This is a genomic window from Kitasatospora sp. NPDC004745 (assembly GCF_042873275.1).
Lineage (GTDB): Bacteria > Actinomycetota > Actinomycetes > Streptomycetales > Streptomycetaceae > Kitasatospora.
Map to the genome: position 1 here is coordinate 143,295 of NZ_JBIALK010000016.1, position 13,528 is coordinate 156,822.

Below are 13,528 nucleotides of genomic sequence, written 5' to 3' on the forward strand. Positions count from 1 at the left end.
CCGTCGTACCGCATCCTCCTGATCGAGGACGACCCGGGCGACGCCCTCCTGGTCGAGGAACTCCTCCACGACACCGGCTTGCGCTTCGAGCTGACCACCTGTGCCACGCTCGCCGACGCCAGCAGCACGTTGTCCTCCGGTGTCACCGACTGCATCCTCCTCGACCTGCACCTGCCCGACGCCTCCGGCACATCCGCGGTCACGGCCGCTGCTCGCACTGATCGAGGCCCTCCCACCGGCCGACCCCGCCGCGCACATCGACCAGCTCGTCACGCAGACCACACCCTCAACGCCGGCCGCCACACCGACGACCTGGCAGTCCTCCGTCTCGACTGGGGCACCCACCGCCACGGACACCCGGCGGCGGAACAGCGGCTCGGCTGACTGCACACCGGGAGGTGGAGCAACCGGGTACCGGACGAGCGGGTCGCGTTCCGGGACGGTGGTGCCGTCCAGCGGCTCGACCCGGCTCAGCTCCTGTCGGTCCGGTCCGGGGGGCCGGGAGCGGGGAAGCAAGGGGAGCCGACGGCTTGGTCGACGTGTGCGTGGTGGGACACCAGCTGGTCCACCCCGGTCAACGTGAGCAGGTGCCGCAGGTCCGCCGGGGCGCCGACCAGCGGGAGCGGGGTTCCCGGTGTCCCGGCGCGCAGGGAGGCGAAGACCAGCTCGGCGATGCCCATCGAGTCGCAGAAGCGCAGGCCGGCGATGTCCAGGACCAGCGGGAGGGCGGTGGGAGTCCCCTCGATGGCCCTGCGCAGTCGTGGGGCGGTGTGGTAGTCGAGCTCGCCGGCGAGGACGACGACGGTCGCGCCTGCCGCGTGGGCGCTGACGTGGATGGTGAGGGCGTAGGCGGGCACCTGGGCTCCGGGGCGGTCGGCGGTCGGCGGTCGGCGGTCGGCGGTCGGCGGTCGGGCGATCCGGTCACTGGAGGTGGGCGAGCAAGGGCGTGCTCCTCCGCCTGGCTCCGCAGGGCCTCCAGGGCCAGGGCGGCGGCCTGGGTGAGCTGGGAGAGCAACCGGTGCTGGTCCAGACCCGCGGCGGCCTGCGGATCGACCGCCAGCGCCACCAGGGGGCGGCCCGGCTTCGTCCGGGCCACGACCAGGGTGACCGGTCCGTCGGGTGTCACGTCCTGCGGCGCGGCCGCGCCGGCCAGGGCGGTCCGCCACTCGACGGCGGTGAGCAGCGCCGAGTCGGTTCCGGTGGCGTCGCCGAGGGTGTGGTGCGCGAGGGTGTCGAGCAGGACCGGCGGGGCGGTGCGCAGCCGGACCGACGGGCCCGTGTCCGGCGCGGGTCCGTCGGGCCCGCCGTCCGGGGCCGCCGCCGGGGAGCAGTGGGCGAGGTGGAGCGTCTCCGAGTGGGGCCCCAGGACGACGACGGTGGCCTGGGCCGCACCGAGCTCGGTCGCGCCCAGCGCGGCGGCGGTGACCAGGGTGTCGGCGTCGGCGGCGTCGTAGAGCGCCAGCGTGCTGCGGTGCAGTGCGGCGACCCGGTCGGCGAGCCGTTCGGCCCTGCGGCGCGCCCGGGTGTAGCGCAGCACGGCGGTGACGGTCGCCTGGAGTTCTGCGGGGTCGATGGGTTCGGTCAGGTAGGCGTCCGCGCCCCGGTGCAGGCCCTGGGTGCGATCGCTGGCTTCGATGGCGGTGGCGGAGATGTGGACGACCGGCAGGTCGGCTGTGCGCGGCCGGCCCTTGATCCGCTCGCACACCTCGAAGCCGGTCATGTCGGGCAGTTTCACGTCCACGATGGCGAGTTCCGGCAGTTCGTGCGTCGGGGCGCCGGTGAGCAGGGCCAGCGCCTGGGTGCCGTCGACGGCCTCGACGACGGTGTGTCCGGAGCGGCGCAGCCAGCTGCCCACGATGTAGCGGGTGGTGGGGTTGTCGTCCAGGACGAGGACGGTGGCGGGGCCTGCGTCGGGGGCTGCGGTGGTCACGGTCCGCCCTCCGTTTCAACGTGGTGCTCGGGCGGTGCGCCCTCGGGGGCCGCGGACGCGTCCCGGAGGGGACGGCCCAGCGGTCCGTTCGGGGGCGCGATCGCGGTGGACAGGGCAGTGGACAGCCGCCCGGCGGTCAGGCCGGACTTCTGCAGCACCGACCGGGCGTGCGTCAGCCGGTCGCGGTCGAGGGAGGAGGGGTCGGCCGAGGTCAGGACGACGACCGGGAGCCCGTGCAGGTCCGGGTCGCCCCGCAGTCGTGCGAGGACCGCGTAGCCGTCGAGGCCGCTCATGTGCAGGTCGAGGATCAGGGCGTCGGGGCGCTCGCGCCGGAGGGTGGCGAGGGCGTCGCCGCTGTCCGGGACCTCCACGACGTGGTCGGTGAGGTCTCGCAGCAGCGGCCGCAGGACGGCCCGGAACGCCGCGTCGTCGTCCACCACGACCAGGCGGGCTGCGCGGGGGAGCACGCCCGGGCCGGGCGCGGGCGCGGCCGGCAGCCGGACGGTGATGGTGGTGCCGCTGCCCGGGCTGCTCTCCAGGTGCATCGTCCCGCCGAGCAGTCCGACCAGCCGCCGGGCGTACGGCAGGCCGAGCCCGGTGCCGTGGCGGCCGCGCTGGTGGGGGCCCTTGACCTGGTAGAACTCCTCGAACACGCGCGCGTGCTGGTCCGCCGGGATGCCGATGCCGGTGTCGGAGACGGTCAGCACCAGCTCGCCCGGGCCGGCCGCGCCTCCGGTACCGTCCAGGTGTGCCGTCAGGCGGACCGACCCGGCCTCGGTGAACTTCAGGGCGTTGGACAGCAGGTTGCGCAGGATCCTGGCCAGCATGGTCTCGTCGCCGAGGATCGGGCCGGGGTCGGCGTCGGCGGTCACGGACAGCGTGACGCCGGGCCGGGCGAGACCGCGCAGTGTGCCGTCCAGTTGGGCGAGCACGGCGTGCAGGTCCATCGGTGCCCAGCTGGGTTCGAGGTTCCCGGACTCTGCCTTGGCGACGTCCAGGAGCTCGTCAACGAGTGCGAGCAGGGTGCGGCCGGAGTCCGCGATCAGTGAGAGCCGGTGTCCGCGCTCCGCCGCCGGCGCGTCCGCGTCCGCGAGGAGCAGCTCGGCCAGTCCCACGACGGAGTTGACGGGGGTGCGCAGCTCGTGGCTGACGTTGGCCCAGAACCGGGTCTTGGCCTCGCTGGCCTCGCGCAGTTGCCGCGACTTCTCGTCCAGCTCGGCGTAGAGGGCGACGACGCCGCGGTTGGTCTCCTCAAGTTCCTCGGAGAGTTCGGCGTAGAGCGCGACGACGCCGCGGTTGGTCTCGGCCAGTTCGTCGTTGAGCCGTTTCAGTTCCTCGCTCTGGGCCCTGGTCCGTTCGAGCGCGGCTATCAGGTCCTGGGTCTGCGCCTGGAAGTCGTCCGGGTCGGCCGGGCCGCCGTGCGCGTCCAACAGCCGGCGGGCCTCCTCCGCGCCGTCCGGTTGCTCGCCGGTCGGTGCGGGGAGCCGGTGGTCCAGGCGCACCCAGCCGCCGCCGTCGGCCGGTCCGTGGCTGGTCGGGAGCAGGCGGGCGGAGGCGTTCAGGGCGTCGGCGGACGGGCCGTCGGAGCCGTGCCAGTCCACGGTCACGCTCAGTACCCTCCCGGGCGCCGTGCACAGGTCGAAGTGTGTGGTGAGCCGGCCGGATCCGAGCATGTCGCGGCTGATTTCGCTCAGGGCGGTGGCCAGCCGGATCGCGTCCTGGCCGTCCGAGCCGAGCAGTTCGGCGACGGACTTGCCGATGCGGCGCAGAGCGAAGCCGTCCTGCGCAGACGCGACCGGGACCGTCCCCAGCCGGACCACCTGCGGTTCCTCGGGGCCCGTCACCACGGGCCCTTCGCCACGAGGACGCCCGCGTCGTCCCGGCGCACGCCGGCCTCTCGCAGCAGGAGCGCGGCGGCGGTGACCGGCAGGTGCTCGAGCACGCCGGCGAAGGCCTGGGCCTGCCAGCGGTCGGTCAGGCCGTCGGAGTGCATGACCACCGCGCTGCCGGGGGCGAGCCGATGACGGACCGTGTGCAGGGCGGGCATCTGGTGTCCGACGATGCCGGGCGCGGACGGCAGTGAGCGGCGGGTCCCGGTCGACGGGGCCACCACGAAGGTACTGACGTTCCCGACGCCGCAGAAGCCGATCCGCTGCGCTGCGGGCTCGACGAGCGCGACCGCGACCGCTCCGCCGCGTCCGGCGCGCAGGGCGCCGTGGACGTCGGACAACACGGCCTCCGGGGTTCGCGCCGCGCTGCGGCGGAAGGCCGCGACGGCGTCCAGCGCGGCTTTGGCGGCCAGCGGCCCGTGGCCCAACCCGTCGACGAACATGACGAGGAACGCCCCGGTGGTGGGGTCGGCCGTCGACCCCACGGGCCCGGTCGACCGGGTCGGCCCGCCGGGTGAGGAGACCGGCGTGCCGTGGTCCTGAAGGGGGGGCTGAGCCGAGCGCCGGGCCGCGCCCGTGAGCACCGACCAGTCCAGGACGGTTCCATCGGCGGTCTGGCGGCGTGACCGTCCTGCTCCGGCCCCCGCGGGCGCCCGGTCCGGTCCGGCCGGCGGTGCCACGAGCACGGGCCGTGCGGCCCAGGCGTCCCCGCAGAGCTCCTGGCCGCTCATCGGCCGGGTGACGCCCGCCACCACCGCCTCCCTGCCGGCCGCCGCGCGGCGGCCGCCGGGCGTGTGGTTCCAGAACCGCGCGGTCATCGCGGTGCCCCTGCCCGGCAGCGAGTGCACGTCGAAGGTGTCGGCGAGCCGGACGATGGCGCCCAGGCCGATGCCGAGCGTCCCTCCGGACGAGACTCCGTCGGTGAGCGAGCGGGGGACGTCTGCCATCCCGGGGCCACTGTCCAGAGCGACGAACTCCACGGCCGCCTCGCTGTCGGTGCGCACCACCCGCAGGAGGAGCGAGCCGTCCACCGCGTGGCGACGCAGGTTGGTCGCCGCCTCGCTGACCGCCAGCCCGACCTCGGCGACCCTCTCCGGCAGCAGCCCGGCGCGGTGCGCGATGGCCCGCGCCGCACTGCGCGCGGCGGCGGGCAACGATTCGGCGTCCCGGAACCAGACCGCGTCCTCGCACTCGAGCAACGGGACCGTCAGCGTCGCCACTTGGTCACCGACACCTTCGTGCCGGCCCCGGCCGCGCTCTCCAGGGCGAAGTCGTCCACCAGGCGGCGCGCACCGCTCAGGCCGAGCCCGAGGCCCCCGCCGGAGGTCCAACCGTCGGTCAGGGCGAGGTGGATGTCGGGGATGCCCGGGCCACTGTCCTCGAACACCGCGTGCACGCCCTTCCGTCCGTCCCGGCGCACCGTGCCGCAGTGCATCGCTCCACCGCCGCCGTAGACCAGGGTGTTGCGGGCCAGTTCGCTCGCGGCGGTGACGAGTTTGGTCTGGTCCACCAGGGAGAGCCCGGCCTGCTGCGCGAGGGTGCGCACCAGTTGCCGGGCCCGGACGACGTCGTCGTTGGACATGATCGGGACCGTCTGCTCCGTTTCTCCGGCTGACCCTGTCATGCGCGGTCCGCACGTGCGGTGCGGTCGCGGTCCAGGAGGGCGAGGCCCTTGTCCAGGGTCAGGGCGGTGCGCACCCCGCCCAGGGACAGGCCGAGTTCGACCAGGGTGATCGCCACCGCGGGCCGCATGCCCACGACGACCGTCTCGGCGTCGAGCATCCGGGAGATCGCCGCGGTGTTGGCCAGCATCCGGCCGACGAAGGAGTCGACGATCTCCAGCGCGGTGATGTCGATGACGACCCCGATGGCACCGGTCGCCACGATCCGTGCGGCGAGGTCGTCCTGTAGGTCGACCACGGTCTGGTCCTCCAGGTCGATCTGGATCGACACCAGCAGGACCCGGCCGAGCTTGAGGATGGGGACGCGCTCGGTCACTGGTGACCGCCGGTCACGGCGTGGTCGCCACCGATGCGCTGGAGCACGTACCGCAACGCGTCGGCCAGGGTCGCCTTGGTGACGATGTCCCCGAACTGGACGCCCAGCGCCACGAGAGTCTGGGCGATCTGCGGCCGGATGCCGGAGATGGTGCACTCCGCACCCATCAGCCGGGCGGCCACGACCGTCTTGAGCAGGTGCTGGGCGACCTCGGTGTCCACCGCCGGTACACCCGTGATGTCGATGATGGCGTGCTCGGCCTCGGAGTCCACCAGGCTCTGGAGCAGCGTCTCCATGACGATCTGGGTGCGAGCCGAGTCCAGGGTTCCGACCAGCGGCACGGCCAGTACGCCCTCCCACAGCTTCACCACCGGGGTGGAGAGTTCGAGCAGCTGCTCGGCCTGGGCGCTGATGATCTCCTCGCGGGTGCGGGCGTACACCTCGATGGTGAACAGGCCCAACGCGTCCAGCAAGCGTGCGAGTTGGAGGTAGGCGGTGATGTCCTCGGCGGAACTGGCGGTGGTGGGCTCCAGCACGTCCTTGCAGGCGAAGACGCTCATCGCGGTCTCGGTGGGTGTGAACCCGTGCCGGGCCCGGCTGCGCGAGAGCTCCACCAGCAGCGCCCGCACCTCGGAGTACCCCTCCTCCTGCCACTCCAGGCCGCCCTGGCGCAGGGCCTGGGCCAGGGCCTGGTACAGGTCCGTCAGTTCCTTCTCGAGCTCGGCCCGGCTGATCCGGCCGCGCAGGATGGCCGACACGGCCTCCACCCATTGGTCCAGCACGGCGTCGTTTCGCGTCAGGAGCTCGACGAGCCGTTCGGACGATTCCTCTACCGCCATCAGGCGCACCCTTCCATCACAGGCATACCGGTCCCGGGAGACCCGGGCCGGGGCCCGACCCGTCGCCCCGGGTCAACCGGGCCCCGTCTGCCCCGCGATCCGGATCCCATGCACGTTCGGGCCCGCCGATTTCCGATCGGCCCGGATCACGGCCGCGACGGGCCCGTCTCGGCGGGGGTCGCCGCGACCGGCCGTCCGGGCGTGCCCAGGACGGCGAGCCCGGCCGGCAGCGCGAGCGGGTCGGCCGGGAGGCCGCCCTCCCTGCGGACCATCCGGACCCGTTGAGCAGCAGGCACCCGGCGACGACCCGTGCGCTCAGGGGCACCGCGACGACGCCGCCGGTGGTCCGCCGTGCCGGTGCTCCCGGACGGCCGCCGAGACGTCGAAGGGCACGATGGTGGCGGCGGTGTGCGGCAGCCGGCTCACCGCGTGGGCGATCGAGTCCCCGCTGCGGGCGTGCAGCAGGCGTCCCAGGACCGGGCCGTACGAGCGGCGCGGGATCAGCAGGGTGACCTGGGTGCGGCCGTCGGCGGTGGTGCGGCCCGCGAGCCGGGCGATCGCGCGGTGCAGCCGGCGGTCCGGGCACTCCACCAGGTCGAGCGGGACGTCGGCGGCCCGGCTGGCCTCCCAGCAACGCCGCAGGTGCTCGGCGTGCGCCGTGTCGAGGGCGACGTGCACGGCGCGCAGCCCGTCGGGGCGCAGGGTGTGCGCGTAGCGCAGCGCGGTGAGGACCGCGAGGTCGAGCCGGTCGACCAGCACCAGCACGACGTGGCGCGGGCGGGTCGCGCCGGTGGCGGTGGCGGGCGCCGCCTCCAGGGCCTCGGCCTCGTTGCGGTACCGCTCGTTGGTGCGGATCAGGGCCCACACGCCGACCGGGAAGACGACCACCACGAGCCAAGCGCCCTCGGTGAACTTGGTGACGACGAAGACGACGACCACGGCGGCGGAGGCGGCCGCGGCGGCCGCGTTGACGGCGGTCTTGACGGTGCGGTGCCTCCCCCGGCGCTGCCAGTGGTGCTTGGCCAGGCCGGCGGTCGCCATGAGGAAGCCGGTGAAGACCCCGATCGCGTACAGCGAGACGAGGTGGGTGAGGTTGCCGCGCGAGACGAGCAGCAGGGCCAGGGAGACGGCGGTGAGCACCAGGATGCCGTTGGAGAACGCGAGCCGGTGGCCGCGCCGGGTGAGCTGGCGCGGCAGGAAGGAGTCCTCGGCGACGAAGCCGGCCAGGAACGGGAAGCCGTTGAAGGAGGTGTTCGCGCCGGTGTAGAGGATCAGCGCGGTGGCGACCTGGACCAGTGCGAACATCGCCTGTCCCGGGGCACTCCCGCCGAAGACCAGGTGCGCCTCCTGGGCCAGCACGGTCGGGCTGCCGGAGGTGTACGGGATCGCGTGTGTCCACCAGGCGAGCGCGGAGATCCCGAGCACCAGGCCGCCGAGGACCGCGCTCATGACCACCAGGGTGCGGCGCGCGTTGACGCCCCGCGGTTCGCGGAAGGCGCCGACCCCGTTGGAGATGGCCTCGAGGCCGGTGAGCGAGGACCCGCCGTTGGCGAAGGCCCGCAGCAGGACGAACAGCGAGGCGCCCATCAGCAGGCCGTCGCCCGGCGTGCCCACCGGCACGGCACCGACGGCGTGCAGCTCGGCCGTGCCCAGCCTCGGCAGGCTGCCCGCCGCCAACCGGACCAGCCCCACCACGACGGTCAGGCCGGCGGCGGCGACGAACAGGTACGTGGGGACCGAGAACGCCTTGCCCGCCTCCCTGATGCCGCGCAGGTTCCCGTAGCACAGGAGGCCCAGCACCCCCACGGAGATCCACAGTTTGTCCGGGCCGATGTCGGTGTGGAGGAGCAGCTGTGCCATGGAGGCCAGGGCGTCCGTACCCGCGGCGGTCTGCACCGCGACGGTGACGACGTAGTCGATCAGCAGGGCCACCGCCGCGATCTGGGCGGTGCGCGGGCCGAAGTTCTCCCGCGCCACCACGTAGGAACCCCCGGCCCGGGTGTAGGTGGTCACCACGTCGCGGTACGACAGGGTGAGCAGGAGCAGCAGGGCGAGGATGACCCCGGTCACCGGCATGACGAGGGCGAAGCCCGCCATGCCGGCCACGGGGAGGAGCTGCGTCAGCATCTGCTCCGTGCCGTAGGCGCTGGAGCTGATGCAGTCCGGTGCGAGCACGCCCAGCGCCACCGGCTTGGAGAGCGTCTCCTCGCGCAGCTGCGCCGTCACCAGGGGCGGCCCCAGCAGTAGCCGCTTGACCCGGTACCCGAGGCGTTCCGGCACCTCGCCCGCCGCGGCGACCTGCCGCTGCTCCGCCCGCGTCCGCTCCGTGACCGTCACCCTCGTCCCCCTTCGGGCGGTCCGTCCGGCGTTCTGCCGGAGGCTCCCGCTCGACTGCCCCGGGAACCGCGGAGCATGCCGAACGTGTCGGGCGACGGTGGAAAGGCCGCTCGTTCGGGTGAGGCGTGCGGGGGTCAGAGGCCCGGGGAGCCGCTCCCTGGGGACCGGCGGAGCAGGTAGTCGGAGGTGCCGGTGAGCTGGAGGACGCGGTCCAGGAGCGCCGGACGGGGTTCGATCAGCAGGCTCAACCCGGCGGCGTCGGCGTGTCGGCGGATCTGGAGCAGGGTCGACAGGCCCATGGAGTCGCACATGGTCATGGCGCTGCAGTCCAGGTGGACGGTCGTCACGGACGGCCGGGCGGACAGCCCGGTGGTGACGTCGGTGAGGAGCGCGTCGCAGGTCTCGTGGTCGAGGTCCCCCTCGACCTCGACGGTGAGCGTCGCGGACGGCTCGGGGGTGAGGACGTCGGGAACGGGTTCGGGGGTCGCGGTCATGCCGGGTTTCCGTGGTGCTGGTGCTGGTGGAGGACGTTCGGTGGGTCGGTCAGGAGGTCGACGACCGTGCGGCCGTGATCGAGGATCGTGACGGAGCGCGGCAGGTCCCGTAGCTCGTGGCGGAGGACGTCCAGGGCGGGCAGCAGGGAGGCGGCCGGGACCGCGCGGACGGTGAGGACGCCGGCGGTCCACGTCAGGAACCGGCCGAACAGGTCCCGATCGTCGGTGTAGAGGGCCGCGGCGAGGAAGTCCACGATGTGGGCGATGTCCTCGGCGGTGCGCTGCAACTGGACCTCGGCGTAGCCGCGCACGGCGGGGACCCGCTCGGCCAGGCCGGACATGACGGCGCCGACCAGGCGCGGCGCGCTCCGGCTGACCAGGGTGTACTCCTGGTCGGCGAGGTGGGGCAGGTCGTCCAGGGGCTGGTGCCGCACGGGGGCGGGCGGGCCGTCGGCGAGCCACTCGGCCGCGCCCCGGGCGTGCCCCGCCCAGCCGTCGGCGCCGAGCAGACGGGCGTAGCAGCCGTCGGGGCCGAAGGCCGCCCCGCCCGCCAGTACGGGGACGCCCGCGGCTTGGGCGGCGGTGATCGCCGTGTGGGCGGCGGGCAGGCGCGGGGCGAGCGAGGCGGACAGCGCCAGGGCGACGGGGGCGCTGCGGTGCAGTCGGCCGATCAGGTGCGGAGTCGGCACCTGGGCGCCGAGGTGGTCGACCTCCCAGCCGTGCAGACTCAGCACCTGGGCGAGCAACCGGGCGGGAAAGGCGTGCCACTCACCGTCGACGCACGACACGGTGACCCGCCCCCGGGAATCCCGGGGCGTGGCGTCGAGGACGGCCGGGTGGTGCGCAAGCGCGGTGACGACCCGGTCGTTGACGGCCGTGGCCGCGTGTTCCTGCGCCACCGTCATCCGGTTCGCCGCCCAGGCGTGGCCGACCCTGGCCTGGACTTCGGCGATCACGTCCAGGAGGACGGACTCGGGGCTCACGCCCGCGTTCAGTGCTCCGAAGGCGACGGCACGAGCCGCCGACTCGCTGCCGGCGGCGACCGCGGCCCACAGCTCGTCGGCCCAGTGGTCCGCCGCGCCCGCCGACGGTGTCGTGACGGTGATGTCGAGGGCCGTCACGCGGCGAACCCGTCGATGCCGCGCCCGCCGTCCCCGGGCAGCCCGCCGCTGCGCGGCGCGGCGACGACCATGACGGCCATGTCGTCGTGGCGGCCACTGCCGACCCACTGGGAGGCGAGCATCAGGACGCGTTCGACGATCGCCTCCGCGGGCATGGACCCGCACTCGCCGAGTACCCGGCGCAGACGCTCCTCGCCGAACATCGCGTCGCCGAGGGGGCCGCCGCGGGCCTCGGTGACGCCGTCGCTGTACAGCACGCACGCCTCGCCCGGTGCCAGGACGACGGTGTCCGACTCGACGGTGGTCTCCGGGAGCGCGCCCACCAGGCTCCCTGAGGTGCGGGCCGCCTCCACCCGCCCGTCGGCACGGACGATGAGCGGAGCCGGGTGGCCGGCCGCCGACAGCCGGACCGTCACCCGCTCCTCCCGGCGGCGGACCGAGGCCAGCACCATCGTGGCGAACCGGGTGTGGTGCGAGGTCAGCAGGGCTCGGTTGAGCAGCGTCAGCAACCGGGGGTGGTCGTCCGCCATCGGCAGCAGCGCGTGCAGGGTGTTGCGGATCTTGCCGGTGAGCACGGCGGCTTCGAGCCCCTTTCCGCAGACGTCGCCGAGCACCGCCAGCGTCTCACCATCGGGATCCGCGGCGGGGTGGACGTCGTAGAAGTCGCCCCCGATCCGGTCCCGGTCGACGGAGGCCCGGTAGCCACCCGCGTAGTCCGTTCCGTTGACCTGCTCCAGCCGCGGCGGCAGCAGCTCGCGCATCAGCAGGTCGGTGACGGCGGCCTGCTCCGAGTACATCACCGCGGCGGAGACGGCGGCGCCCGCCCGGGCGGCGAACAGCCGGGCGAAGACCTCCTCCGACGGCGCGAACGCGCCGTGCCCGGGGCCGCGCAGCAGCACGAGCGCCCCTGCGGGCACGCCGTGACCCGGCAGCGGGGTGACGGACACCGCGCCGAGGGCGTCCAGACCGTCGGGCAGCAGCCAGTCCGGCGCCGCATCCGGGTCGATCCAGCGCGACGGAACCGGCGGGAAGCCGCGCAGGGCCTCCGCTAGGCCGGGGACCTCCGCCGGGTCCGCCCGTACGCCGCCGTGCACCGGTCGGCCGCCGCGTACACAGGACACGAAGCGCAAGACCCGGCCGCTGGTCGGCGAGATGACCACCGCCGCGTCCGCGAGGTGGGCGGCCGCCTGCTGCGCGGTGGTTTCCAGGCACCGCTGGACGTTCAGCGAGGAGAGCAGCAGGCTCGACAACTGGGCCAGGAGTGACCAACGTTCGCGTTCGACCGCGAGTGCGACACCACGGTCGGCGCCGTCCACCAGCCACCACACGACGGTGCCGTCCGCCCGGACCGACGGATGGGCCTCCACCTCGCCACCGGCGAGGAGCCCGCGCACCGGCACCGCCGCCGGTCGGGGGTCGTGGTCGCGGCCGTCGCGGTCGGCCGAGATCCGCAGGTGCGCGTCGAGCAGCCACGGTGCGATCGTCCCGCCCTCCGCTCCGGCGGGGCCGCCGATCAGCTCCCAGGCAGCGTCGCTGCCGTGTACGACCGATCCGTCGGCCGCCAGGACCAGGACCGGATAAGGGGCATCACCGAGGAAGGTCAGCCCGGGTTCGGCCGTCGTGCGGGGGGTGTCCGTCGGAAGGGGTACCATCGCGTCGGCCCTGTCGGACCATCACCTCGTCACTCGTGCTGTCAGCGGCCGGAGACCACCGCGGATGCGGCGCGGACGGGGACGAACCACGCCGGTGGCCCGATGTCCGTCCAAGGCCGACAGAGTCGACAGTACGCCCCGTACCGGGCGATCGTAACGTCCTGCACAGGGACGGGGGACCCGCCCGGCACCGTCACAGCGGGATGCCGTAGCATCCCGCTATGACGGAGAACGCCGAGGCGGGCAGCCGCGAAGCCCGCGAGCCGGATGGCCATCAAGTGGTGTGCGCCCGGGGCGATCTCGACTGGGAGAGCGCCCAGGACTTCGCCGAGAGGATCCGCTGCGCCCGTGGGCGCCGTCCGGCCCTGCTGATCGCGGACCTGTCCGGGGTGACCTTCGCCGACTCCTCCACCCTGCACACCCTGTTCGAGGCGCACCGGGGCCTCGCCGCAGCCGGCGGGCGACTCGTCATCGCCGGTCCGCTGGACCCGGTGGTGCAGCGACTGTTCGACGTTTCCGCCACCGCCGGCTACTTCCACTTCGCAGCCTCGGCCAGGGAGGCGGCTGCCGGCGCGGACGTCACGAAGCCGCGCAGGGGCGACCGCCGATGACCGCGGCCGGTGCGGTGCGGCGGCGTGCCCGACCTCCGGGGCACGCGGCAGCCGACGCCTCGGGGGCCCCGCACGCCGCCGGACGCCCTGCGACTCCACTCATTCGAGGTCCTCGCATGCCGGAACCGTCCCCCCGCCCCGACCGCACGGCGAGCCCCGTGTCCGCACACGTACCGGCCCCCGCGGGAGAGCTCGCGGACGAGCCGCTGTCCGGGCCGGTCGACGCCGGCCGCGCGGTGACCACGGCCGCGCAGGCCCGGGCAGTCATCACCGGCCTGCTCGACCACGTCCCCGGTGACACCGGCGCCGCCCGTCGGGACGCCCACCTGGCGGCGACCGAACTCGTCACCAACGCCCTACGCCACGGCGGAGGCCTCACCGCGTTCCGCGCCCGGCTGGTCGCGGACGCCACGGTGCTCTGCATCGAGGTCGAGGACGCCACCAGCCAGTGCCCCCGGGAGCCCGAGCCCGACGGCCGGGACCCGAGCCGGCTCGGCGGCCGCGGCTGGATGATCGTCCGCCGGATCTCCGCCAGCTGCACCGTCCGGCCGCTGCCCACCGGCGGCAAGCGCATCAGCATCACGGTTCCCGTCCGCTAGGGCTTGCACCGTCGTCAACCCCGTCTGCGGGGCGATTCCGGGCGCTCCCGGTGGGAGC

Annotated in this window: 12 protein-coding genes and 2 pseudogenes; 3 read left to right on the forward strand and 11 right to left on the reverse strand. The window is 74.3% G+C overall.

Going from position 1 to position 13,528, the window contains the following annotated elements:
• Nucleotides 1-207: pseudogene (locus tag ACFYUY_RS24780) on the forward strand (response regulator); the annotation flags it as partial.
• Between the two features lie 263 nt (nt 208-470).
• Here ACFYUY_RS24780 and ACFYUY_RS24785 read toward each other — a convergent pair.
• The 11 genes and pseudogenes from ACFYUY_RS24785 to ACFYUY_RS24835 form a co-directional block, all read right to left on the reverse strand.
• Complete coding sequence (locus tag ACFYUY_RS24785) at nt 471-1,166, reverse strand: STAS domain-containing protein (protein WP_387903813.1); 696 nt, start codon at nt 1,164-1,166, stop codon at nt 471-473.
• Between the two features lie 389 nt (nt 1,167-1,555).
• Nucleotides 1,556-1,720 (reverse strand): annotated as a pseudogene (locus ACFYUY_RS24790) (hypothetical protein); the annotation flags it as partial.
• A 206-nt stretch (nt 1,721-1,926) separates the two neighbouring features.
• On the reverse strand, nt 1,927-3,774 hold the full coding sequence (locus ACFYUY_RS24795; protein ID WP_387903749.1) for a hybrid sensor histidine kinase/response regulator: 1,848 nt from the start codon (nt 3,772-3,774) through the stop codon (nt 1,927-1,929).
• Nucleotides 3,771-5,039 carry an ATP-binding protein gene (locus ACFYUY_RS24800; RefSeq protein ID WP_387903750.1) on the reverse strand — a complete coding sequence of 423 codons (1,269 nt, stop codon included), beginning with the start codon at nt 5,037-5,039 and terminating at the stop codon, nt 3,771-3,773. Before ACFYUY_RS24800 ends, ACFYUY_RS24795 begins: the two co-directional genes overlap by 4 nt.
• Nucleotides 5,027-5,443, reverse strand: coding sequence for an anti-sigma regulatory factor (locus tag ACFYUY_RS24805; RefSeq protein ID WP_360206618.1), 417 nt, complete (start codon nt 5,441-5,443; stop codon nt 5,027-5,029). Before ACFYUY_RS24805 ends, ACFYUY_RS24800 begins: the two co-directional genes overlap by 13 nt.
• On the reverse strand, nt 5,440-5,817 hold the full coding sequence (locus ACFYUY_RS24810) for an STAS domain-containing protein (protein ID WP_360206616.1): 378 nt from the start codon (nt 5,815-5,817) through the stop codon (nt 5,440-5,442). Before ACFYUY_RS24810 ends, ACFYUY_RS24805 begins: the two co-directional genes overlap by 4 nt.
• On the reverse strand, nt 5,814-6,656 hold the full coding sequence (locus ACFYUY_RS24815) for an STAS domain-containing protein (protein ID WP_360206614.1): 843 nt from the start codon (nt 6,654-6,656) through the stop codon (nt 5,814-5,816). Before ACFYUY_RS24815 ends, ACFYUY_RS24810 begins: the two co-directional genes overlap by 4 nt.
• A gap of 315 nt (nt 6,657-6,971) precedes the next feature.
• Nucleotides 6,972-8,936: an APC family permease gene (locus ACFYUY_RS24820; RefSeq protein WP_360207162.1), complete on the reverse strand. Its 1,965-nt coding sequence runs from the start codon at nt 8,934-8,936 to the stop codon at nt 6,972-6,974.
• A gap of 191 nt (nt 8,937-9,127) precedes the next feature.
• Nucleotides 9,128-9,487: an STAS domain-containing protein gene (locus ACFYUY_RS24825; RefSeq protein WP_360206613.1), complete on the reverse strand. Its 360-nt coding sequence runs from the start codon at nt 9,485-9,487 to the stop codon at nt 9,128-9,130.
• The gene (locus tag ACFYUY_RS24830) at nt 9,484-10,593 is read right to left on the reverse strand and encodes a B12-binding domain-containing protein (protein WP_387903816.1); all 1,110 of its coding nucleotides are present in this window, start codon (nt 10,591-10,593) and stop codon (nt 9,484-9,486) included. The genes ACFYUY_RS24825 and ACFYUY_RS24830 overlap by 4 nt, the downstream gene beginning before the upstream one ends.
• Before the next feature lie 11 nt (nt 10,594-10,604).
• Nucleotides 10,605-12,260, reverse strand: coding sequence for a PP2C family protein-serine/threonine phosphatase (locus tag ACFYUY_RS24835; protein ID WP_387903752.1), 1,656 nt, complete (start codon nt 12,258-12,260; stop codon nt 10,605-10,607).
• Between the two features lie 221 nt (nt 12,261-12,481).
• On the opposite strand from ACFYUY_RS24835, the gene ACFYUY_RS24840 reads away from it, so the two are divergent.
• Together ACFYUY_RS24840 and ACFYUY_RS24845 are read left to right on the forward strand one after the other, a co-directional pair.
• A complete protein-coding gene (locus tag ACFYUY_RS24840; protein WP_360206610.1) occupies nt 12,482-12,871 on the forward strand; it encodes an STAS domain-containing protein in 390 nt (129 codons plus the stop codon).
• A gap of 158 nt (nt 12,872-13,029) precedes the next feature.
• On the forward strand, nt 13,030-13,470 hold the full coding sequence (locus ACFYUY_RS24845; protein ID WP_387903754.1) for an ATP-binding protein: 441 nt from the start codon (nt 13,030-13,032) through the stop codon (nt 13,468-13,470).
• Nucleotides 13,471-13,528: the final 58 nt, after the last annotated feature.

Excerpts from the sequence above, each read along its gene's own strand:
- ACFYUY_RS24805 (WP_360206618.1), bottom strand. The coding sequence starts at position 5,443 with ATGACAGGGTCAGCCGGAGAAACGGAGCAGACGGTCCCGATCATGTCC.
- ACFYUY_RS24815 (WP_360206614.1), bottom strand. The coding sequence starts at position 6,656 with ATGGCGGTAGAGGAATCGTCCGAACGGCTCGTCGAGCTCCTGACGCGA.
- ACFYUY_RS24825 (WP_360206613.1), bottom strand. The coding sequence starts at position 9,487 with ATGACCGCGACCCCCGAACCCGTTCCCGACGTCCTCACCCCCGAGCCG.
- ACFYUY_RS24835 (WP_387903752.1), bottom strand. The coding sequence starts at position 12,260 with ATGGTACCCCTTCCGACGGACACCCCCCGCACGACGGCCGAACCCGGG.
- ACFYUY_RS24840 (WP_360206610.1), top strand. The coding sequence starts at position 12,482 with ATGACGGAGAACGCCGAGGCGGGCAGCCGCGAAGCCCGCGAGCCGGAT.